19 protein-coding genes and 1 pseudogene are annotated in these 20,846 nt (G+C 69.0%); 7 read left to right on the forward strand and 13 right to left on the reverse strand.

The window, feature by feature from the left end:
- Positions 1–138: 138 nt before the first annotated feature.
- From ABS361_10400 to nrdR, 9 genes are all read right to left on the reverse strand, one after another.
- Positions 139–2,286: a sodium-translocating pyrophosphatase gene (locus tag ABS361_10400; protein ID XBY46576.1), complete on the reverse strand. Its 2,148-nt coding sequence runs from the start codon at positions 2,284–2,286 to the stop codon at positions 139–141.
- 228 nt (positions 2,287–2,514) lie between these two features.
- Complete coding sequence (gene thiL, locus ABS361_10405; GenBank protein ID XBY46577.1) at positions 2,515–3,516, reverse strand: thiamine-phosphate kinase; 1,002 nt, start codon at positions 3,514–3,516, stop codon at positions 2,515–2,517.
- Between the two features lie 35 nt (positions 3,517–3,551).
- Positions 3,552–3,908: a type II toxin-antitoxin system RelE/ParE family toxin gene (locus tag ABS361_10410; GenBank protein ID XBY46578.1), complete on the reverse strand. Its 357-nt coding sequence runs from the start codon at positions 3,906–3,908 to the stop codon at positions 3,552–3,554.
- A complete protein-coding gene (locus ABS361_10415) occupies positions 3,844–4,119 on the reverse strand; it encodes a type II toxin-antitoxin system ParD family antitoxin (protein XBY46579.1) in 276 nt (91 codons plus the stop codon). The genes ABS361_10410 and ABS361_10415 overlap by 65 nt, the downstream gene beginning before the upstream one ends.
- A 75-nt stretch (positions 4,120–4,194) precedes the next feature.
- Positions 4,195–4,686, reverse strand: a complete 492-nt coding sequence (gene nusB, locus ABS361_10420; GenBank protein XBY46580.1) for a transcription antitermination factor NusB — start codon at positions 4,684–4,686, stop codon at positions 4,195–4,197.
- 238 nt (positions 4,687–4,924) lie between these two features.
- A complete protein-coding gene (locus ABS361_10425) occupies positions 4,925–5,413 on the reverse strand; it encodes a 6,7-dimethyl-8-ribityllumazine synthase (protein ID XBY46581.1) in 489 nt (162 codons plus the stop codon).
- Between the two features lie 148 nt (positions 5,414–5,561).
- Positions 5,562–6,167: a riboflavin synthase gene (locus ABS361_10430; GenBank protein ID XBY46582.1), complete on the reverse strand. Its 606-nt coding sequence runs from the start codon at positions 6,165–6,167 to the stop codon at positions 5,562–5,564.
- 79 nt (positions 6,168–6,246) lie between these two features.
- A complete protein-coding gene (gene ribD, locus ABS361_10435) occupies positions 6,247–7,392 on the reverse strand; it encodes a bifunctional diaminohydroxyphosphoribosylaminopyrimidine deaminase/5-amino-6-(5-phosphoribosylamino)uracil reductase RibD (GenBank protein ID XBY46583.1) in 1,146 nt (381 codons plus the stop codon).
- Between the two features lie 201 nt (positions 7,393–7,593).
- Entirely contained in the window at positions 7,594–8,067 is a 474-nt protein-coding gene (gene nrdR, locus ABS361_10440; GenBank protein ID XBY46584.1) for a transcriptional regulator NrdR, read from the reverse strand.
- Between the two features lie 262 nt (positions 8,068–8,329).
- On the opposite strand from nrdR, the gene ABS361_10445 reads away from it, so the two are divergent.
- Positions 8,330–10,054, forward strand: a complete 1,725-nt coding sequence (locus ABS361_10445; GenBank protein ID XBY46585.1) for a bifunctional metallophosphatase/5'-nucleotidase — start codon at positions 8,330–8,332, stop codon at positions 10,052–10,054.
- A gap of 98 nt (positions 10,055–10,152) precedes the next feature.
- Positions 10,153–10,656: a methylated-DNA--[protein]-cysteine S-methyltransferase gene (locus ABS361_10450; protein XBY46586.1), complete on the forward strand. Its 504-nt coding sequence runs from the start codon at positions 10,153–10,155 to the stop codon at positions 10,654–10,656.
- 7 nt (positions 10,657–10,663) lie between these two features.
- Here ABS361_10450 and ABS361_10455 read toward each other — a convergent pair whose 3' ends face one another.
- The 3 genes from ABS361_10455 to ABS361_10465 form a co-directional block, all read right to left on the reverse strand.
- On the reverse strand, positions 10,664–11,302 hold the full coding sequence (locus ABS361_10455; GenBank protein XBY46587.1) for a LysE family translocator: 639 nt from the start codon (positions 11,300–11,302) through the stop codon (positions 10,664–10,666).
- A 178-nt stretch (positions 11,303–11,480) separates the two neighbouring features.
- Positions 11,481–12,782, reverse strand: a complete 1,302-nt coding sequence (glyA, locus tag ABS361_10460) for a serine hydroxymethyltransferase (GenBank protein ID XBY46588.1) — start codon at positions 12,780–12,782, stop codon at positions 11,481–11,483.
- 407 nt (positions 12,783–13,189) lie between these two features.
- On the reverse strand, positions 13,190–13,381 hold the full coding sequence (locus tag ABS361_10465; protein ID XBY46589.1) for a serine hydroxymethyltransferase: 192 nt from the start codon (positions 13,379–13,381) through the stop codon (positions 13,190–13,192).
- 329 nt (positions 13,382–13,710) lie between these two features.
- Between ABS361_10465 and hemB the strand changes: the two genes are divergently transcribed.
- From hemB to ABS361_10480, 3 genes are all read left to right on the forward strand, one after another.
- A complete protein-coding gene (gene hemB, locus ABS361_10470) occupies positions 13,711–14,751 on the forward strand; it encodes a porphobilinogen synthase (GenBank protein ID XBY46590.1) in 1,041 nt (346 codons plus the stop codon).
- Positions 14,752–14,858: 107 nt separating this feature from the next.
- Complete coding sequence (locus ABS361_10475; GenBank protein XBY46591.1) at positions 14,859–16,217, forward strand: branched-chain amino acid ABC transporter permease; 1,359 nt, start codon at positions 14,859–14,861, stop codon at positions 16,215–16,217.
- A 243-nt stretch (positions 16,218–16,460) separates the two neighbouring features.
- Positions 16,461–16,973, forward strand: a complete 513-nt coding sequence (locus tag ABS361_10480) for a winged helix DNA-binding protein (GenBank protein ID XBY46592.1) — start codon at positions 16,461–16,463, stop codon at positions 16,971–16,973.
- 205 nt (positions 16,974–17,178) lie between these two features.
- Here ABS361_10480 and ABS361_10485 read toward each other — a convergent pair.
- Positions 17,179–18,018: pseudogene (locus tag ABS361_10485) on the reverse strand (DUF1295 domain-containing protein).
- Positions 18,019–18,218: 200 nt separating this feature from the next.
- On the opposite strand from ABS361_10485, the gene ABS361_10490 reads away from it, so the two are divergent.
- Together ABS361_10490 and ABS361_10495 are read left to right on the forward strand one after the other, a co-directional pair.
- Positions 18,219–19,520 (forward strand): L,D-transpeptidase family protein, encoded by a 1,302-nt coding sequence (locus tag ABS361_10490; protein XBY46593.1) that lies wholly within the window; start codon positions 18,219–18,221, stop codon positions 19,518–19,520.
- Between the two features lie 181 nt (positions 19,521–19,701).
- Positions 19,702–20,841 carry an acyl-CoA dehydrogenase family protein gene (locus ABS361_10495; GenBank protein ID XBY46594.1) on the forward strand — a complete coding sequence of 380 codons (1,140 nt, stop codon included), beginning with the start codon at positions 19,702–19,704 and terminating at the stop codon, positions 20,839–20,841.
- The last annotated feature ends 5 nt before the right edge of the window (positions 20,842–20,846 follow it).

The raw sequence follows: 20,846 nt of genomic DNA on the forward strand, positions 1-20,846 counted from the left end.
CAGGGTCGCGGCCGTCTGTTTCAGCCGCATGTTCTGCGGCCGCCGCGACCGCCGGGCGTACAACGAAAAAGGCGCGGCGGCGGGTTCTGACGAACCGCGCCGCCGCGCCCTGTCATCTGTCTCGCGAGCCGTCGATCCTCACCCGTGAGCGAGGACCGCGAGCAGCAACAGCGCGACGATGTTGGTGATCTTGATCGCCGGGTTCACCGCGGGGCCCGCGGTGTCCTTGTAGGGGTCGCCGACGGTGTCGCCGGTCACCGAGGCCTTGTGCGCGTCGGAGCCCTTGAAGTGCTGCTTGCCGTCCTTGTCGACGAAGCCGTCCTCGAAGGACTTCTTGGCGTTGTCCCAGGCGCCGCCGCCGGCGGTCATCGAGATCGCCACGAACAGGCCCGTGACGATGACGCCGAGCAGCATCGCGCCGACCGCCGCGAAGGCGTCCGACTTCGAGCCCGAGATGGTCAGCACGCCGAAATAGACCACGATCGGCGACAGGACCGGCAGCAGCGACGGGATGATCATCTCCCGGATCGCGGCGCGGGTCAGGATGTCGACGGCGCGGCCGTAGTCCGGCTTCACCTTGTATTCCATGATGCCGGGGTTCTCGCGGAACTGCCGGCGCACCTCCTCGACGATCGAGCCCGCCGCCTTGCCGACGGCGGTCATCGCGATGCCGCTGAACAGGTACGGGATCAGGCCGCCGAACAACAGGCCGACGACCACGAAGGGGTTCGCCAGCGAGAAGTCCGGCTTCACATTGAGGAAGTACGGATAGATCGTCGCGTTGGCCGCAAAGTAGCTGAGGTCCGAGGTATAGGCCGCGAACAGCACCAGCGCGCCGAGACCGGCCGAGCCGATAGCGTAGCCCTTGGTGACCGCCTTGGTCGTGTTGCCGACCGCGTCGAGCGCGTCGGTCGACTTGCGGACCTCCTTCGGCAGGCCGGCCATCTCGGCGATGCCGCCGGCGTTGTCGGTGACCGGGCCGAAGGCGTCGAGCGCGACCACCATGCCGGCCAGCGCCAGCATCGTGGTGACGGCGATCGCCGTACCGTAGAGGCCGGCCAGCATGTAGGTCGAGATTATGCCGCCGATGATCACCATCGTCGGCAGCGCGGTCGCCTCGAGGCTGACCGCGAGGCCCTGGATCACGTTGGTGCCGTGACCGGTGACCGAGGCCTGGCTGATCGAGCGCACCGGTCGGTAGCCGATGCCGGTGTAGTACTCGGTGATCCAGACGATCAGGCCGGTCACGACCAGGCCGACGAGGCCGCAGACGAACAGGTTCTGGCCGGTGATCACCTTGCCCGCGACCTGGCCGACCTCGCCCCAGCCGATCAAGAGCGACGTCGCCGCGCCGAGGCCGAGCACGGACAGCACCGCCGAGGCGATGAAGCCCTTGTAGAGCGCGCCCATGATCGAGTTGTTCATGCCGAGCTTGACGAAGAACGTGCCGATGATCGACGTGATGATGCAGGCGCCGCCGATCGCGAGCGGATAGACGAGCAGATCCGCGAGCTTCGGCGAGCCGGCGAACAGGATCGCCGAGAGCACCATGGTCGCGACCAGCGTCACCGCGTAGGTCTCGAACAGGTCGGCCGCCATGCCGGCGCAGTCGCCGACATTGTCGCCGACGTTGTCGGCGATGGTGGCCGGATTGCGCGGATCGTCTTCCGGGATACCGGCCTCGACCTTGCCGACGAGGTCGCCGCCGACGTCGGCGCCCTTGGTGAAGATGCCGCCGCCGAGACGGGCGAAGATCGAGATCAGCGAGGCGCCGAAGCCGAGCGCGACCAGGCCGTCGATGATCTCGCGCGCCTGTTTCGGATCGGCGAAGCTCTTGTGCAGCGGGCCGACGAGCACGCCGTAATAGACCGTGACCCCGAGCAGCGCGAGGCCGGCCACGAGCATGCCGGTCACGGCACCGGCCTTGAAGGCGATGTCCAGACCGCCGGCCAGCGACTGAGTCGCGGCCTGCGCCGTGCGTACGTTGGCGCGGACCGACACATGCATGCCGATGAAGCCCGCGACGCCCGACAGGATCGCACCGATGGCGAAGCCGACCGCGGCGTAAACGTTCAGGAACAGGACGGCGAGGACGAGAATGAGGATGCCGACCACCGCGATGGTGGTGTACTGCCGGCGCAGATAGGCCTGCGCGCCCTCGCGGATCGCGCCCGCGATTTCCTGCATGCGCGCGGACCCGGCGTCCGCGGCCATGACGGTCTGGATGGCCCAGACGCCATAGACGACGGACAGAAGTCCGCACAATACGACGACGATGATGGACATGACGCCTCCCAGTTGACCCCTCGTCGGGCGCTCGCACACATGCGCGGGCGGCCACTGTCGTGGTCGGGCCTTCGTTTGGTGGACCGGGGAACCGACCCGTCCATTCCCCGGCTCTGCTAGGCGGGGTCCAGCCTATCGGCCATGGGGGCGTCGTCAAGGCGGGGAGACAACCGATCCGGTAAAAAACGCAAGCACCTGCGCGGCGCCTCGCGGCAGGGCCGGATCGATTCAGAAATGCGCGAAGCCCGAGGTGCCGAGCACGAGCGCCGTGCCGTCGGGCGCAAGGAAGCTCGGCGGCGTGTCGGCGGCCCCGACCGTGCCGACCGGCGTCACCGCGACGCCGGCGGCGCGCGCCTCGGCTTCGAAGCCGGCCACCGCCGACGGGGGTATCGCGGCGAGGATCTCGTAGTCGTCGCCGCCGCCGACGATGCGGCCGATCAGCTCCGCATCGGCTCCGAGCGCCCGGCGCGCCGCGGTCGAAAGCGGCAGCCGCGCCGTCTCGACCGTCGCGGTGACCTTCGACACCCGCGTCATGCGCGTCAGATCGAGGCCGAGCCCGTCGGAAATATCCATCGAGGCGGAGGCATGCCGGCGCACCGCTTCGGCCAGAGGCAGACGCGGTTCCGGCAGCAGATAGCGGCGGGCGAGGTGGTCGCGCTCGTCCGACGACAGGCTCCAGGCGTCCGCCTTGGTGGGATCGAGCCGCAGAGCGAGGCCCAGCGCACTGTCGCCGAGCGTGCCGGAGACATAGAGGACGTCGCCGGGCCGGGCGCCGCCGCGCCGCACGATGGTGTCGCGCGGCAAGCCGCCGAGCACGGTGATCGAGACGACCAGTCCGTCCGGCGAGCGGATCGTATCGCCGCCGAGCAGCGAGACGTCGAAGGCGGCCTGATCCTCGGCGAGCCCACGCGAGAAGGCCGCGAGCTGGTCCTCGCGCCAGTCCGCCGGCAGCGCGATCGACAACAGGTATCCGAGCGGCCGCGCGCCCTTGGCGGCGAGATCGGAGAGGTTCACGCGCAGCGCCTTCTTCGCCACCAGATCCCAGGGATCGTCGGCGAAGAAGTGGATGCCCGCGGCGACCGCATCGGTCTTCAGCACGAGATCGGTGCCGTCCGGCGGGCTCAACGTCGCGCAATCGTCGCCGAGCCGGAACGCGCCGGGATCGGTCGCCAGCGGCCGGAAATAGCGCGCGACGAGCTCGTCTTCATGGGGGCGCGTTGCGGGGGACATGGGCGCAGGCTTCCTTGCGAAACGGCCGTTCGGGCTCAGGGTTCGAAATTCGCTTCGAAGTCTCGCCCGCCGTGAGCGATGGTCAGGATCTCGACGGCCGTGTCGGCAACCCGAAATACGATGGTCGCGCGCCGTTCGAAGCCGACCGTTCGAACACCCGGACCGAGATCCTCGCGACGCGTGCCGCGCTCGGAGGTTTCCGCCAGCGCCCGGCAGGCGCTCTCGAGGCGATCGATGTAGTCGCCGACCACGCGCGGACCGGCGGCATCGGCGACATAGTCGTAGATCGACAGAAGGTCGGCCATCGCCATGGGGCGCAGGCGAACCTCACGCCTTTTCATCGTCGCGGCCGAGGCGTTCGGCGTGGCGGGCCCGAACCTGGGCGAAGGCATCGTCGAGGGTGAGGCTCGGGCGAGGGTCCGCGAGCGAGGCCTCGACGCGCTGCTTCAGCACCGCATCGAGCGCGGCGTCCTCCCGGTCGAGCGCACGCAGCGCGGCACGGATCACTTCGCTGGCCGAGCCGTATTCGCCGGAGGCGACGCGCTCATCGACCCGATGCTGCAAGGGGCCGAGCGTGACGGTCAGGGGTTTGCTGGATCGCACGGGGCATCTCCTTCATCCTGCCGAAGGATAGCATGCCCGGACAGTGTCATACAGCCGGCGGCGGTGCCCCCACCCTCACTTCTTGTCGAAATCCTCGCCGCGCAGGTCGTGGCCGAGCTTGTCGAGCACGCCGTTGACGATCTTCGGCTCGTCCTCGACGAAGAAGGCCTTCGCGACGTCGACGTATTCGGTGATGATGACGCGGGCCGGCACGTCCTTGCGCTTCATCAGCTCGTAGGTGCCGGCGCGCAGGATCTCGCGCAGCGTCACGTCGATGCGCTTCAGCGGCCAGTCCTTCTCGAGCGTGGTGTGAACCAGCGGGTCGATCGCGCGCTGCTCCCGCACAACGCCGGCGACCACGTCGCGAAACCACGCCGGGTCGGCCTCGCGGAACTCGAGACCGTCGATCTCCTTGCCCAGCCGGAATGCCTCGAACTCGGCGAGCACGTCGCCGAGTTCGGCGCCGCCGATCTCCATCTGGTAAAGCGCCTGCACGGCGGCGAGGCGGGCCGAGCCGCGCTTGTTCGCCGGCTTGACCTCGCGCGGCTGGGGGGAAGTCTCGGTCATTCTGTCTCGTCCATGTCAACCAATGCCAAAGTCCGCGGGGCATCGCATCCGCCGCGGATCTGGCCGGGATTCAATCAGTTGGTGGCTTCGTTTCCCGAAGCGGGCGCATCCGTCCGCTTCGGTCGAACCACGGAACAGGCATGCTCGCAGCGCGCTCGGCGCGACGCGAACATGCCGTCTATCGGTAGTCCAACGGTCCAACCCTTCACCGGCCGGCCCGTTATCAGCCAACCCGCTATCAGCCAGCGAGCTGGCGACGCAGCGCGATCATCGCGAGGCAGGCGGCCGCGGCGCCGCCGCCCTTGTCGAGCCGGTCGGCACGGGCGCGGTCCCAGGCCTGATCGTCGTTCTCGACGGTCAGGATGCCGTTGCCGATCGGCACGCAGCGGTCGACCGCGAGGTCCATCAGCGCGCGCGAGGATTCGTTGGAGACGATGTCGTAATGCGTGGTCTCGCCGCGGATCACGCAGCCGAGCGCGACATAGCCGTCGTAGGTGCGGCCGCGGGCGTCCTCGGCCTTCAGCGCGAAGGCGATCGCCGCCGGAATCTCCAGGGCGCCCGGCACCGAGATGACGTCGTGGCTGACGTTCGCCTGCTCCAGGACCGCGACGGCGCCGGCCTTCAGCGCGTCGGCGATCTCGGCGTTGAAGCGCGCCTCGACGATCAGGACATGCGAGCCGGCGACCTCTTCGGCGCTGTAGTCGGCGTGGTGGAGCTTGGTCGACATCGGGGTTCCGGTTCGAAGAGGGATCTCAGGCGATCCGCGGCGGCAACGGCGCGCGGATCGGGCCGCGCCCGATAAACAGCGCGGCGCGCGGCTTGTCCAGCGCAAAGACGGTCGCGGAGCTGCTCGCAGCCCAGCTGTCCGGCCCGGCTCAGGCGATGGTCTCGGCCAGACGCGCCGCATAGCGCGCCATCAGGTCGACCTCGAAGTTGACCTTGTCGCCGGCGCGCTTCGGGCCCCAGGACGTCACCGCCAGCGTATGCGGGATCATCATGATGCTGAACGTGTCGCGGTCGACCGTGTTGACGGTCAGCGAGGTGCCGTCCAGTGCGACCGAGCCCTTGGCCGCGACGAAACGGGCATGGCTGACGGGAACCCGGAAGGTGAAGCGCGCCATATCGCCCTCGTCGCGCCGCTCGACGATCTCGGCGACGCCGTCGACATGGCCGGTGACGATATGGCCGCCCATCTCCTGGCCGAGGGTCAGCGAGCGTTCCAGATTGATGCGGTCGCCGACCTGCCACGATCCCATCGTGGTCACGGCCAGCGTCTCCGGCGAGGCCTCGACGTCGAACCAGTTGCGATTCCCTGTCGTGCCCTTCTCGACCACGGTTAGGCAGATGCCGGCATGGGCGATCGAGGCACCGAGGTCGATGCCGGCGACGTCATAGGCCGTGCCGATCCGAAGTCGGATGCCGGTCTCGCGCGGGGTCAGGGCGAGGATCTCGCCGACGTCGGTGACGATGCCCGTGAACATGGCAAGTCCTTTCCTTGATCGCCGCGACGCGCCGAGCCTGCCGGAGGGTCGCCGTACGATCGGTCGGGTCGCGCGGGGCTCAGCGGCCCAGGCGACGGTAGCGGATGTGCTCGTCCGTGCCGATCGCGCGGCGGCTTTCGAGCGTGAAGCGGTCGTCGCGGCCTTCGAGCACGGGGCGCAGACCGGCCGGGGCCGGTACGCCGCGCGCGCCGACCACCACCGGCGACCGCAGGATCGATATCTCGTCGACGAGGTCGCGCGCCATCAGGGCCTCCCCGAAGACGGCGCCGCCCTCGACCAGGAGCGAGCCGATGCCCTTCCAGGAGAGGCTGTTCAGCGCCTGGATCAGGTCGAGGTGGCCGTCGGGAGCGGTCGGCACCAGCAGCGGGTCGACGCCCGCCGCGTGCATCTGCTCGATGCGCGTGCGGCCGGCCCCCGTGGTCGTGACCCAGACCACCGGCACCTGCCGCGCGGACTGCACGAGGCGCGATTCCAGCGCGAGCCTGCCGCGGGTGTCGAACACGACCCGGACCGGCGACGTGTCGGCCATGCCGGGCAGGCGCACGTCAAGCATCGGGTCGTCGATCGCGGCGGTCGCACCGCCGACCGCGATGGCGTCGGCCTCGGCGCGCATGACATGGACGAGGCCGCGCGCCGCCTCGCAGGAAACGGCGAAATTCGGCACGCCGTCCTTGCCGATCATGCCGTCGGCGGAGACAGCGAGCTTCAGCGTGACGCGCGGCCGGCCGCGGCGCATGCGCGTCAGGAAGCCGGCCATGCCGCGTTCGGCCTCGGCACGACCGACGCCGAGCACGACCTCGACACCGTGGCGGCGCAGATAGGCGTGGCCCTTGCCGGCGACCCGGCTGTCCGGATCCTCCATGGCGGTCACGACCCGGGCGATGCCGGCCTCGACCACGGCCTCGGCGCAGGGCGGCGTCTTGCCGTGATGGGCGCAGGGCTCGAGCGTGACATAGAGCGTCGCGCCGCGCGCGAGCTCGCCGGCGGCCGCGATCGCCTGCCGCTCGGCATGCGGACGACCGCCGCGCGCCGTGACACCGCGGCCGACCACGCGCGGCCCTTCGGGCTCGAAACGGACGATCAGCGCGCCGACGGACGGGTTCGGCCAGGCGAGGCCGAGGTGCCGGCGCGCGAAGCGCACGGTCGCGTCCATGAAACGGGCGTCCAATGCGGCGAGATCTGGGGCGGAATCGGGAGCGGTCACGGAGAGATCCGGTGGAGCATTCCGGCGGGACATGCCGCGCGGGTCGCGGCACCGCTCCGAGATAGATCACGGCCCCCTGCCCTTCAAGGCATGGCGATGCCGAACGGACCGTCTTCGAAAGGCGATCCTTGCGAGCGCGGCCGCTCGAGCGGAACGGCGGCCGCCTCGCGGGCCCGGTGGCAAGCGACGCCGCGCCCGCCCCTACTTGCGGGCGGACGGCGTCTCGTCGGCGCTCAGTTCGCCGAGCACCTGCTCGAAGTCCTTGGCCTCGCGGAAGTTCTTGTAGACCGAGGCGAAGCGGACATAAGCGACATCGTCGAGGCTCTTCAGCCCCTCCATCAATGCTTCGCCGATCTGTTCGGAGGCGATCTCCGGCTCGCCGCTCGACTCGAGCTGGCGCACGATGCCGTTGACCATGCGCTCGACCCGCTCCGGATCGACCGGCCGCTTGCGCAGCGCCACCTCGACCGAGCGCATCAGCTTGTCGCGGTCGAACGGCACGCGCCGGCCCGACCGCTTGACCACGATCAGCTCGCGCAATTGCACACGCTCGAAGGTGGTGAACCGGCCGCCGCAGCTCGGGCAGACCCGGCGGCGACGGATCGCGGCGCCGTCCTCGGTCGGACGGCTGTCCTTCACCTGGGTGTCCTCGCCACCGCAATAGGGGCAACGCATGCGTTTTCGACCTCTCTCGACAGCGCAGACTCGCAGCAAGCCTTGAGTCGCGCACTCGGCCCCATGGTTAGCAGACTTCCCGGGCTTTCGCCGAGCCCCTTGGCGCCCAGCCGACGGGCGCGGGAGGCGCCGGCCGATTACCGGAACACGCGATCCAAATGCGCCGCCGATGCAGGGTGCCGTCGCCGATCATTCACACGGTTGTCGCAACTGTCACACGGTGCGAAAAGACAATGGCGTCACACCCACGTCCGAGGTCGCCATGGTCCGCCCGCTCCGCTTCCCCGTCTCTGCCGCGTTCGGCTCCCGCCCCCTCGCTTCCCTGGCGCGGGTCGCCGCCGTGGCGCTCCTCGCCGGTGCCGGCTTCGCAGCCGTGGCGCCCGCGCGCGGGGCCGATGGCGTGGTCGACCTCACCATCCTCGCCATCAACGATTTCCACGGCAACCTCAAGCCGCCGGCCGGCGGCATCAAGATCCCGGACCCGGCCGATCCGTCGAAGACGATCACGGTCGATGCCGGCGGCGCGGAGGCGATGGCGACGCTGGTGAAGACCGAGCGGGCCAAGTTCCCGAACTCGATCTTCGTCGCGGCCGGCGACCTCGTCGGTGCCTCGCCGTTGCTGTCGGCACTGTTCGCCGACGAGCCGACGGTCGAAGCGCTGTCGCTGATGGGCCTGGAGATCTCGGCGGTCGGCAATCACGAGTTCGACAAGGGCGTGGTCGAGCTGCTGCGCAAGCAGAACGGCGGTTGCGGTTCCGACAAGAGCTGTCTGGCGCTGCATCCGTTCCTCGGCGCCAAGTACCAGTATCTGGCGGCCTCGACGATCGATCTCAAGACCGGCAAGCCGATCCTGCCGGCGTACCGAATCCGCAGCTTCGAGGGCGTGCCGGTCGCCTTCGTCGGCCTGACGCTCAAGGGCACCAAGGATATCGTCTCGCCGTCGGGCGTGGCGGGCGTCGAGTTCCGCGACGAGGCGGAGACCATCAACGCGCTCGTGCCGGAACTGAAGGCCCAGGGCGTCGAGGCGATCGTCGTGCTGATCCACGAAGGCGGCTACGCGACCGGCGACTACAACGGATGCAACGGCATCTCCGGCGCGATCTTCGACATCATCAAGAAGCTCGACCCGGCAGTCCGCATCGTCATCTCGGGTCACACGCACCAGGCCTACAATTGCTCGATCGACGGCCGGCTGGTGACCTCGGGCCATCGCTTCGGCACGCTGGTCACCGAGATCGGCGTGAAGCTCGACCGCGCGAGCAAGCGCATCGTCGAGGCCAAGGCGGACAACATGATCGTCCGCACCGACACCTACGCCAAGGATCCCGACCAGACCCGGCTGCTCGACGCCTATGAGAAGGTCGCCAAGCCGCTCGCCGACCGGCCGGTCGGCAAGATCGCCGCGACATTGCTCAAGGAGGCCGGCCCCAACGGGGAATCACCGCTCGGCGACGTCGTCGCCGACGGGCAGCTCGCCGCGACACGGGATCCCGACAAGGGGGCGGCGGTCATCGCGGTGACCAATCCGGGCGGCATCCGCACCGATCTGGTCAAGCTGCGCGAGGACGGCACCGTCACCTATGGCGACGTCTTCGCCGCCCAGCCGTTCGGCAACAACCTCGTGACCATGACGCTGACCGGCGCCGACCTGAAGACCATGCTCGAGCAGCAGTGGGACGGTCAGCCAAAGCCGACGATCCTGCAGATCTCGAAGGGCTTCGCCTACGCCTGGGACGAGAAGCGCCCGGTCGGCGACCGGGTCGTGCCCGGCTCGATCACGCTCGACGGCAAGCCGATCGAGCCGGCGGCGTCCTATCGCGTGACCATGAACAACTTCCTCGCCGACGGCGGCGACCGCTTCAAGGTGTTCAAGCGCGGCAAGGATCTGCTCGCCGGCGGCGCCGATGTCGATGCGCTGGAGGCCTATCTCGGCGCGGCCGGCACGCTCACGCCGATGCCGGGCGAGCGGATCCGCAAGGTGAACTGACGACGGCATCTCGGGCTGACATCTCGACGGCGGAACGGGCCGGCGGCATGATGGCCGCGGCCGCGTTCCCCCTCTCTGCCGCCCCGATGAGTCGCCCGATGCAGACCCTCTACACCGTCATGGAGAGCCCGATCGGGCCATTGCTGATCGCAGGCGACGGTGAACGGCTGTCGACGATCGGGTTTCCGAGCGGCAAGGGCCATGTCGCACCGCGCGAGAACTGGCGGCGCGACGACAGCGCGTTCGACGCCGTGCAAGACCAGCTCCGCGGCTACTTCGCCGGCGAGCGACAGGTGTTCGACCTCGATCTCGACCCGCAGGGCACGCCGTTCCAGCGCGAGGTCTGGCGGGCGCTGACGGAGATCCCGTTCGGCACCACGACCAGCTATGGCGCGCTCGCCGCGCGGATCGGCCGGCCGGATGCGAGCCGTGCGGTCGGCGCGGCCAACGGCGCCAACCCGATCCCGATCGTCGTGCCGTGCCACCGGGTGATCGGCGCCAACGGCAGCCTCACCGGCTTCGGCGGCGGCATCGAGACCAAGCGCTGGCTGCTCGCGCATGAGCGCGAACGCATGCCCGGCGCCCAGGCGAGCCTGTTCTGAGCAGCCGTCAGGTCGCGGCGCGGCGCCAGCCGAGCGCGAGCAGGCCGGCGCCGATCATCAACGAACCGCCGGTGCGATTGACCCAACGCCGCACGTCCGGCCGGCGGATCGACTGGCGCGCCATCGAGGCCATCAGGCCGTAGGCGGCGGCATTGAGGGTGGCGAGCACCAGGAAGGTCGCCTCGAAAATCACCATCTGCGGCAGCACCGGCTGCCCCATGTCGAGAAATTGCGGCAGGAAAGCCACGAAGAACACGATGCTCTTCGGGTTCAGCGCGGTGACTACATAGGTGTGCAGGAAGATCCGCCAGGGGCGCTCTTTCCCGGTCTCGCCGGCATCCTCGTCGGGCCCGGCGGCGGCGACCGGCACGCGCCAGAGCTTCACGCCGAGATAGATCAGATAGGCCGCGCCGATCCACTTCAGCACCGTGAACAATGCCGCAGAGGCCGCGAGCAGCGCGCCGAGGCCGAGCATCGAGGCGGTCATGGCGGTAAAGTCGCCGAGCGCGACGCCCGCGACCGTCGCGGTCGCCGACTTCCGGCCATGGCCGAGCGCGTAGGAGATCACGAGCAGGACCGTCGGCCCCGGAATGGCGAGCAGAACCGCCGATGCGGCCGCGAAGGCCAGCCAATGATCGATCGACATGGATTGCGTTCTCCCGGTCTCGGACAGGCAGCAATCCACAGTGCGGCACTGCTGGCAAGTGCCGGATCGGGGCTCGCAGGCGGCAGTCGCACCGTCGCGACCTGCGATGCCCCCAAAAGCAGAAGGGCGGGGATGATCCCCGCCCTTCGCCGTCGTTTCCGTTTCGGGGTGTCGCCGCTCAGCGATAGATCGGGAAGCGGTGGCAGAGCGCCTCGGCCTGCTCCTTGACCTTCTGCTCGATCTGGGCGTCGCCGGCCTCGCCGTTCTTCATGATGCCGTCGACCACGTTCGCGATCATCTTGCCGATCTCGCGGAACTCGGCCGGGCCGAAGCCGCGGGTGGTGCCGGCCGGGGTGCCGAGGCGCACGCCCGAGGTCACCATCGGCTTCTCCGGGTCGAACGGGATGCCGTTCTTGTTGCAGGTGATCGCGGCGCGCTTCAGCGCCTTCTCGGTCACGTTGCCGGTCGCCTTCTTCGGACGCAGGTCGACCAGCATCAGATGCGTGTCGGTGCCGCCGGAGACGAGGTCGAGGCCCTCTTCCACGAGGCTCGAGGCGAGCGCCTTGGCGTTCTCGACCACCGCGGCCGCATAGGACTTGAACTCCGGACGCAGCGCCTCGCCGAAGGCGACCGCCTTCGCCGCGATCACGTGCATCAGCGGACCGCCCTGCAGGCCCGGGAACACGGCCGAGTTGATCTTCTTGCCGAGGTCGGCGTCGCGCGACAGGATCATGCCGCCACGCGGACCGCGCAGGGTCTTGTGGGTCGTGGTGGTCACGACATGGGCGTAGTCGAGCGGGTTCGGATGCACGCCGCCGGCGACGAGACCGGCGAAATGCGCCATGTCGACCATGAAGGTCGCGCCGACTTCATCGGCGATCTCGCGGAACGCCTTGAAGTCGATGATGCGCGGATAGCCCGAGCCGCCGGCGATGATCAGCTTGGGGCTGTTCGCCTTGGCGAGCGAGCGGACCTCGTCCATGTCGATGCGCTGGTTGTCCTGGCGCACCTTGTAGGGCACCGGCTTGAACCACTTGCCCGACTGGTTGACCGGCGAACCGTGGGTCAGGTGACCGCCGCAGGCGAGGTCAAGACCCATGTAGGTGTCGCCCGGCTGCAGGAAGGTGAAGAACACCGCCTGGTTCGCCTGGGCGCCGGAGTGCGGCTGCACGTTGGCATATTCGGCGCCGAACAGCTGCTTGGCGCGATCGATCGCGAGGCTCTCGGCCACGTCGACGAACTCGCAGCCGCCGTAGTAGCGCTTGCCCGGATAGCCCTCGGCGTACTTGTTGGTCATCACCGAGCCCTGGGCCTCCATCACGGCCTTGGACACGATGTTCTCGGAAGCGATCAGCTCGATCTCGTCCTTCTGACGACCGAGCTCGCCTTCGATCGAACCGTAGAGGGCCGGATCGCTGTCCTTCAGCGACTGGGTGAAGAACCCGGGATACAGCGCCGCACCAGCGGAATGATCGGTCATGGACATAGCGATCGCCTCTTGACTTGAGCCCTACCTCGGCCGTCGTTCCCCGGTCCGGTCGGACGGGACGATGCGGCGCGACGGGACCGCGGCCGCACGGCCCGGTTCCCTTATTCGTTCGCGCGCATTGTCCTTGAACGCCGCCGGGGCGCAACGGACACGCGGTCGCGCCGACTGCGGCGAACGGACGCGAAGCCCCTCGCCCTCTCGCCGGACGCGCGGTTCGCCTAGCACGGAACGCCGCGATATTCCAAGCATATGCGCCCGCCGACTGTCGACGCTCCGACATCCGCCGTCGTACGTGCGGCAAATGGGCCCGCCCGCCGCTGCGGCAGCATTTTGGCCGGCGGTGCCGGTCGCATCCGGTCGAAAGGCCGGCGGAGGCGTCGGGCGCGCCATGCGCCGGCTCAGCGATTCCCGCCCGCCGCGAGCGTCTCGATCCGGCGCTTGAGCTTGCGCAGCGCCAGCGCCTGCATGTCGGCGCGCGCGGCACCGGCCGGGCCGATGACCGACACCTCGATCCCGGTCGCGCCGTCGATCGCGGAGACCTTCATCGATCCGCCGATCGCCACGAACTCGAAATAGACCTCGCCCTGCACGCCGGTTCCGCTCCTCGGGGCCGCTTTCGGCCGGATCATAGCGCAAGGCACGGGACGACGGCAGCATGGGGCGGCGCGGCAGCGCGGGCCGGTCGGACGCGCCTGCTTCGGCCGCGCGCCCGCCACACCGACGAACGCCCCGCATTGGGGCAGACCGGATCGCGCTCCTACGCATCGCGGCGCGCATGGCGAAGGGCGGCGAAGGGTGATATTCGGTCTCGACCCGAAACGACGCGCCATCTTCGGGTTGGCGCGGGCGGGGCAGAGGCGCGATCCGGCGGGCAAGGCCCCGCGGGAGACCGGACGCGCAGGACGGGAAAGGCGAAGCGATGAATTTCGAACATCGGCCCGGACGCGGCAAGCCCGCGATCGACGTGGACGCCATCGTCGGCAGCCGCCGGCTGCGCCGCAACCGCCGAACCGACTGGGCACGCCGGCTGGTGCGCGAGAACACGCTGACCGTCGACGACCTGATCTGGCCGATCTTCGTTGTCGCCGGCGAGAACGCCCGCACGCCGGTCGCCTCGATGCCCGGCGTCGAACGGCTGACCGTCGATCAGGCCGTGCGCGACGCAGAACGTGCCGCCAAGCTCGGCATCCCGGCGATCGCCATCTTCCCCTACACCGACCCGGCGCTGCGCGATCCGGTCGGCAGCGAGGCGCTCAACGACGACAACCTCGTCTGCCGCGCCGTCCGTGCCATCAAGGCCGAGGTGCCGAACCTCGGCATCATCACCGACGTCGCGCTCGATCCGTTCACCAGCCACGGCCACGACGGCCTGATGGACGGCGACGCGATCCTCAACGACGAGACCGTCGAGCAGTTGGTCCGCGCCGCGCTCGTGCAGGCCGAGGCGGGCGCCGACGTGATCGGCCCCTCGGACATGATGGACGGCCGCGTCGGCGCGATCCGCGCCGGGCTCGATGCCGCCGGCTTCGGCCACGTGCAGATCATGTCCTACGCGGTCAAGTATGCCTCGGCGTTCTACGGGCCGTTCCGCGACGCGGTCGGCACCAACAAGACGCTGATCGGCGACAAGCGGACCTACCAGATGGATCCCGCCAACACGGAAGAAGCCCTGCGCGAGGCCGAGCAGGACATCGCCGAGGGCGCCGACATGATCATGGTCAAGCCGGGCATGCCCTATCTCGACATCGTGCACCGGCTGAAGGCGACCTTCGGCATGCCGACCTACGCCTATCAGGTGTCCGGCGAGTACGCGATGATCATGGGCGCGGCCGAGCGCGGCTGGATCGACGGCGAGCGCGCGATGGTCGAGAGCCTGCTGGCGTTCAAGCGCGCCGGCGCCGACGGCGTGCTGACCTATTTTGCTCCCGCCGTTGCCGAGAGGCTGAAGGCGGGCGCCTGATCTTGCGCGGGCGCCCGACCTTGTGGCGGTGCCCGCCCCTGCCGTGGCGCCCTGCCCTTCCGAAGCACTCCGGCGTCGGATGGCGCATCGTCGCCGTCGTCATCGGCGTGCTCGGGCTCCTCGGCCTCGCCGGCTGTGGCGGGGTCGACGAGGTCCAGCGCTCGGTCTGCGAGAGCGTGGTCCCCGTCGTCGAGCCGGACGGGGCGCGCATCACCATCCTCTCCGTCGAGCCCGATCCGGCGCGACCGGCCAATGTCCGGATCGTTTATCGCACGGAGCGCCGGCCCGCGCCGGACGCGCCCGTCCTCGCGGCGGTGAAGACGCTGACCTGCGCCTTCGCCGGCGAAGGTTTCGAGGGCGGCAAGGGCGATCTCGTCGGCGTGCTGACCTCGACCGGCAAGCTCTCGGACGTCCGCCTGCATGTCCTGAAGCGGTTCTGGCTCTCCGACCGGGCGGCGACCACGGCGGCGCGCGCCGCACTCGCCCATGGTCCCGAGGCCGGCCGCAAGGGCTTGTTCCGGCTCGATCCGGGCCCCGCCTTCTTCCTGCAGCAGATCGTCAACGCAGCCGCGCCGTCGGCGCTCTACGCGTTGCTCGCGCTCGCCTATTCGCTGGTCTACGGGCTCGTCAACCGCATCAACCTCGCCTTCGGCGACCTCGCCATGCTCGGCGCCTTCGGCGCGCTCGCCGGCGTCGCGGGCGCGCTTGCGCTCGGCCTGCCCGGCGCGGCGGTCGCGCTGCCGGTCGCAGCCCTCGCGGCGATGACGATCGGGGCGGCCTGGGGCGGCGCGGTCGGCCGGCTGGTGTTCGCGCCGCTCCTGTCGCGCCGATCGCAGCCGCTGCTGGTCGCCACGATCGGCGTGTCGCTGGCGCTGCAGGAGTTCGTCGCGCGGACACAAGGCGCGCGCGAGCGCTGGCTGGAGCCGATCCTGACCACGCCGACCGTGATCGCGCATGGCCCCTTCGACGTGGTGATCACCACCATGCAGATGCTGGTGGTCGCAACCGCGACCGCCGTCACCGTGCTGGTCGCGATCGTGCTGCCGCGGACCCGGTTCGGGCGCCAGTGGCGGGCCGTCGCCGACGATGCGCTGATGGCCCGGCTCGTCGGCATCGATCCGGCGCGCGTGCTGCTCGGCACGTTTGCACTCTCAGGCGCCCTCGCCGGGCTCGCGGGGGCGATCTTCACGCTCCACTACGGCGGCACCAATTTCGCGATGGGGACCGTGGTCGGGCTGAAGGCGCTGGTCGCCGCGATCGTCGGCGGCATCGGCTCGGCGCCGGGCGCGATCCTCGGCGGCGTCGTCATCGGCATCGGCGAGACCTTGTGGTCGGCCTATGAGGACATCGTCTGGCGCGACGCCGCGGTGCTGGCGCTGATGGCCGTGTTCCTGGTGCTGCAGCCCGACGGATTGCTCGGGCCGCGCCGGGCGCTCGAGGAACGGCCCGGCCGCGACGACGCCTGAACCGGCGAGGCGCCGACGCTGCGTCGTCCACAGGCTTTCCCACAGACTAACAGTTATCGTGAATCGATCTTAAGCACTTTCAGAAGATCCGATTCAACTTTCATTTAGTACGACGCAAGCACCCTCGGCTTTACGGAAATTTTAGGATGCAATTTAAGCCGATTTTAGATCGGATCGCCTAGTATCAACTGCAACAACGAGGCTTAAGGCCGACAAATAATTCGAACAGCGAGGCGAAATCCAATGCTCAACGCCAAGCGCGCGGTCGACACGCTGCCCAGCGCCAGCGAAGACGTCGCAATCAAGCCACTCTACCTCGAAGCGCTGACGCTCGTCGAACGCCTTCATCGCCGTCTGCTCGACGTGATCAAGGACGAGTTCGACCGCATGGGCCGCGACGATGTCAATTCGGTGCAGGCTCTGCTCTTGTTCAATATCGGCGGCGCCGAGTTGACTGCCGGCGAACTTCGCACCCGCGGCTACTATCTCGGCTCGAACGTCTCGTACAATCTCAAGAAGCTCGTCGAGGGCGGCTACGTGAAGCACGAGCGGTCGCGCATCGACCGTCGCTCGGTGCGCGTCAGCCTGACTGACAAGGGCCGCGAGATCGCCACCGTCATCGATCGTCTCTACGAGCGCCACATCCGCTCGATCGAGCAGGTCGGCGGCATCGGCCCGGGCGAGTTCAAGACGCTCAACAAGTCGCTGCACCGGCTGGAGCGCTTCTGGACCGACCAGATCCTGTACCGGCTCTGAGCCGAGCGCTCCTTAAGAGACAAGTGGTTCAAGTCGGCAACAGCCGACTTGAACGAGCGCTTCTGGACCGACCAGATCCTGTACCGGCTCTGAGCCGAGCGACGCGGTCCTGACCCGGCCGGCCCAAGACTTCCCCCAGAGACGCGGAGGCTCCGGATCGCGAGATCCGGGGCCTTCGTGCATTCAGGGGACCGCCGAACGCGGCTCAAGCGGCGGGCCGGTGTGTCCCGGCCGCCGTCCGGTCGCCACGCGGCGGCCAGGGGACGAAGGCGCTGGTGCGGGCGGCATAGGCCGCCCATCCGGGCCGCTTGGCCAGTTCCGCCTCGAGCGGCGGGATGCCGGAGACCTTCAGCAGCAGCAGCGTCAGCGCGGCCGGGCCGAGCAGCACCAGCGCCGTGCCGGTCGCGGAGACCGCGACGAGGCCGAGCCCCCACCAGAGCACCGCCTCGCCGAAATAGTTCGGATGCCGGCTCCAGGCGAACAGGCCCGTGGTCAGCAGGCGGCCACGGTTCGCCGGATCGGACCGGAAGCGCATCAGCGCGTGATCGGCGAGCGCCTCGACCACGAAGCCGATCACGTAGAGACCGATGCCGGCGATCGCCAGCGGGCCGATCGCGCCGTCGCCCGCGGGCCGCAGAATCGCGATCAGCACAGGCAGCGCCAGCAGCCATTGCACGGCCGCCTGCACCCAGAACACGGTCACGAGATTGCGCCGCGGCTAGGTCGGGCCGCCCCCGGCCCGCATCGTGGCATACCGGGGGTCTTCACGCCCCCCGGCGCGCAGGTGCCGGACCAGGATATGGCCGGTCAGACGGGCCGCCCAGAGCCCGACGAGCGCGAGCAGCAGACGCTGCACGGAGCCCAGCGGCGGCGCGAACAGTGACGCAAATGCCGCCATGGCAAAAAACCCGCCGCCCCACCACAGGTCGACCACCCCGGCATCCCGTCGCGCGACATGAATCAGCCACATTACGGTGAAAACCACGAGTGTAAGCAACAAGGTCGAGACGATTCCGAGCGCTGGCGATAGCATTGCTTCGCTCATCGGGACACCTCTCTGGTGTGGGCCACCTCAGTGCGGCACATCTGCATCGGTCGAACTCACCTCGGTCACGTTCACGTGCGGTTCGGCGCGGTCGCCGTAGTCGGTCATTGAACCGCCCGGATCTCGCGTGATACCGGCAGCACTCGCAGCAACACCGGCTTCCTCCGCGGTCGCCCTCGATAGGTTCATGGAGTTTCCACGTGGTCTTACGCAAAGTTCCCGCTCTCGGATCTGACGTCAGCCGCCGGTCGCTCCTCACCGGTCTCGGGCTCGGTCTCGGTGCGCTCGCCGGCCTCCGTGCCGCGCCGGCGCTGGCCCAGGAAACGCCGCTGCAGGCGATGATGCGGGCGCAGGCGGTCCGCGAATGGCAGGACAAGTTCGACGCCGGTTCGGCCGCGCCGGTCAACCAGCTCAAGTCGGACGTTCCGCTCCTGTCGCCGGAGACCGCGTCGGCGATCGAGGCGGTGATCCCGCAGTATCAGTCGATCGTGATGCAGGGCGGCTGGGGCCGCGTCTCGGCGCCGATGCGCATGAAGGTCGGCACCCGTTCCGACTCGGTGCTGGCGCTGCGCAAGCGCCTGCAGGTCACGGGCGACATTCCGGCCCAGGCCGTCACCACCGGCTATGGCGACATCTTCGACAGCTACGTCGACGCCGCGGTCCGCCGTTTCCAGGTCCGCCACGGCCTGCGTCCGGACGGCATCGTCGACAAGACCGTGCTCGACGTCATGAACGTGCCGGCCGACATCCGCCTGCGCCAGCTCGAGACCAATCTCGTGCGTGTGCGCTCGATGTCGGGCTTCCTCGGCGAGCGCTACATCTTCCTGAACATCCCGGCCGCCGAGCTGGAGATGGTCGAGAACGGCCGCGTGGTCGAGCGCCACAACGCCGTCGTCGGCAAGATCGATCGCCAGACCCCGGTGCTGACCTCCAAGGTCACCGAGATCAACTTCAATCCCTATTGGCACGTGCCGGTCTCGATCATCCGCAAGGATCTGATCCCGAAGATGCGCGTCGAGCCGGATTACCTCGCCAAGAACCGCATCCGCGTGTTCGACAACCGCGGCCAGGAGATCCCGCCCCAGGCGATCAACTGGGAGACGGATCAGGCGATGCAGTACCAGTTCCGCCAGGATCCGGGCGAGATCAACGCCATGGCGACGGTGAAGATCACCTTCCCGAACCCGCATGACGTCTACATGCACGACACGCCGTTCCGCGACCTGTTCGGCGACAACAACCGCTTCTATTCGTCGGGCTGCATGCGTCTGCAGAACATCCGCTCGGTGATCGGCTGGCTCTTGCGCGACACGCCGCAGTGGCCGTCGCAGGCGATCGACGACGCGATCCGCAACGGCACGCGCGTCGACGCCAAGCTGAAGACGCCGGTGCCGGTCTACACGAACTACATCACCGCCTGGGCGACCCGCGAGGGCGTCGTCCATTTCCGCGACGACATCTACGCCCGCGACGGCGTCGGCGAGCTCGCCTCGGTGCAGTGACTTTTTCGGCCGATCGGCCTTGCATGGGTCTCGAACGGGCTCCGGAGCGATCCGGGGCCCGTTTTATTTGCGCCGATCGCAAGCCCGCGCCCTCCCCCTCCGATCCGCCGATTGCGCCCCGCCTCGGCCTCGCCTACCCTGCCAAGAAACGAACGATCGTTCTTTTTGGGAGGGAACGGCGATGGATTTCGAACCGTCGGAGGAGACGCGCGCGATCCGCGAGCTGGCGGCCGACTTCGCCGCCGCGGAGCTGGCGCCGAACGCGCGCGCCTGGGACGAAGGCGGCATCTTTCCGCGCGCGACCTGCGTCAAGGCGGCCGAGCTCGGCTTCGGCGGGCTCTATGTCTCGGAGGCGAGCGGCGGCGCGGGCATCTCGCGGCTCGACGCGGCCGTGGTGTTCGAGGAACTGGCGCGCGGCGACACCTCGATCTCGGCGTTCCTGTCGATCCACAACATGGTCGCCGGCCTGATCGACCGGTTCGGCACGGACGCGCTCCGCGCCGCGTTCCTGCCGAAGCTCGTCACCATGGAGACGATCGCGAGCTATTGCCTGACCGAACCCGGTTCGGGCTCCGACGCGGCCTCGCTGCGCACGCGCGCGGTCCGCGACGGCGACGACTATGTGCTCTCCGGCGCCAAGGCGTTCATCTCCGGCGGCGGCGCCTCCGATCTCTACCTCGTGATGGCGCGCACCGGCGGCGAGGGCCCGAAGGGCATCTCGGCGATCCTGGTGCCGGCCGGCACGCCGGGGCTCTCCTTCGGCGCCAATGAGAAGAAGATGGGCTGGCGCAACCAGCCGACCGCGGTCGTCAACTTCGACGGCGTGCGCGTGCCGGTCGCCAACCGCGTCGGCGCGGAGGGCGACGGCTTCAAGCTCGCCATGACCGGGCTCGACGGCGGGCGCATCAACATCGCCGCCTGCTCGGTCGGCGCCGCTGCCGAGTGCCTCGACCGCGCGATCCGCTACACCAGGGAGCGCAAGCAGTTCGGCCAGCCGATCGCCGATTTCCAGGCCACGCGGTTCCGCCTCGCCGACATGGCGACCGAGCTCGAGGCCGCGCGGCTGATGGTCTGGCGTGCCGCCGCGCTGCTCGACGCGAAGTCGCCCAAGGCCCCGCAAGCTGCCGCGATGGCGAAGCGCTTCGCCACCGACACCGGCTTCAGGATCGTCGACGAGGCGTTGCAGCTCCACGGCGGCTACGGCTATCTCGCCGACTACGAGATCGAGCGTTTTTTGCGCGACACGCGCGTGCACCGCATCCTCGAAGGCACCAACGAGATCATGCGCGTGATCATCGCGCGCGGTCTGCTCGACGCCTGAGAATT

It is taken from the genome of Ancalomicrobiaceae bacterium S20 (genome assembly GCA_040269895.1).
Lineage (GTDB): Bacteria > Pseudomonadota > Alphaproteobacteria > Rhizobiales > Ancalomicrobiaceae > Methyloraptor > Methyloraptor flagellatus.

Bases quoted from the DNA above. Each gene is read 5' to 3' on its own strand.
- ABS361_10455 (XBY46587.1), bottom strand. From the start codon at position 11,302: ATGTCGATCGATCATTGGCTGGCCTTCGCGGCCGCATCGGCGGTTCTG.
- ABS361_10430 (XBY46582.1), bottom strand. From the start codon at position 6,167: ATGTTCACGGGCATCGTCACCGACGTCGGCGAGATCCTCGCCCTGACC.
- ABS361_10495 (XBY46594.1), top strand. From the start codon at position 19,702: ATGGATTTCGAACCGTCGGAGGAGACGCGCGCGATCCGCGAGCTGGCG.
- nrdR (XBY46584.1), bottom strand. From the start codon at position 8,067: ATGCGTTGCCCCTATTGCGGTGGCGAGGACACCCAGGTGAAGGACAGC.
- ABS361_10480 (XBY46592.1), top strand. From the start codon at position 16,461: ATGCTCAACGCCAAGCGCGCGGTCGACACGCTGCCCAGCGCCAGCGAA.
- ABS361_10410 (XBY46578.1), bottom strand. From the start codon at position 3,908: ATGCCTTCGCCCAGGTTCGGGCCCGCCACGCCGAACGCCTCGGCCGCG.
- ABS361_10425 (XBY46581.1), bottom strand. From the start codon at position 5,413: ATGTCGACCAAGCTCCACCACGCCGACTACAGCGCCGAAGAGGTCGCC.
- ABS361_10450 (XBY46586.1), top strand. From the start codon at position 10,153: ATGCAGACCCTCTACACCGTCATGGAGAGCCCGATCGGGCCATTGCTG.
- glyA (XBY46588.1), bottom strand. From the start codon at position 12,782: ATGACCGATCATTCCGCTGGTGCGGCGCTGTATCCCGGGTTCTTCACC.
- ABS361_10445 (XBY46585.1), top strand. From the start codon at position 8,330: ATGGTCCGCCCGCTCCGCTTCCCCGTCTCTGCCGCGTTCGGCTCCCGC.
- nusB (XBY46580.1), bottom strand. From the start codon at position 4,686: ATGACCGAGACTTCCCCCCAGCCGCGCGAGGTCAAGCCGGCGAACAAG.
- thiL (XBY46577.1), bottom strand. From the start codon at position 3,516: ATGTCCCCCGCAACGCGCCCCCATGAAGACGAGCTCGTCGCGCGCTAT.
- ABS361_10400 (XBY46576.1), bottom strand. From the start codon at position 2,286: ATGTCCATCATCGTCGTCGTATTGTGCGGACTTCTGTCCGTCGTCTAT.
- hemB (XBY46590.1), top strand. From the start codon at position 13,711: ATGAATTTCGAACATCGGCCCGGACGCGGCAAGCCCGCGATCGACGTG.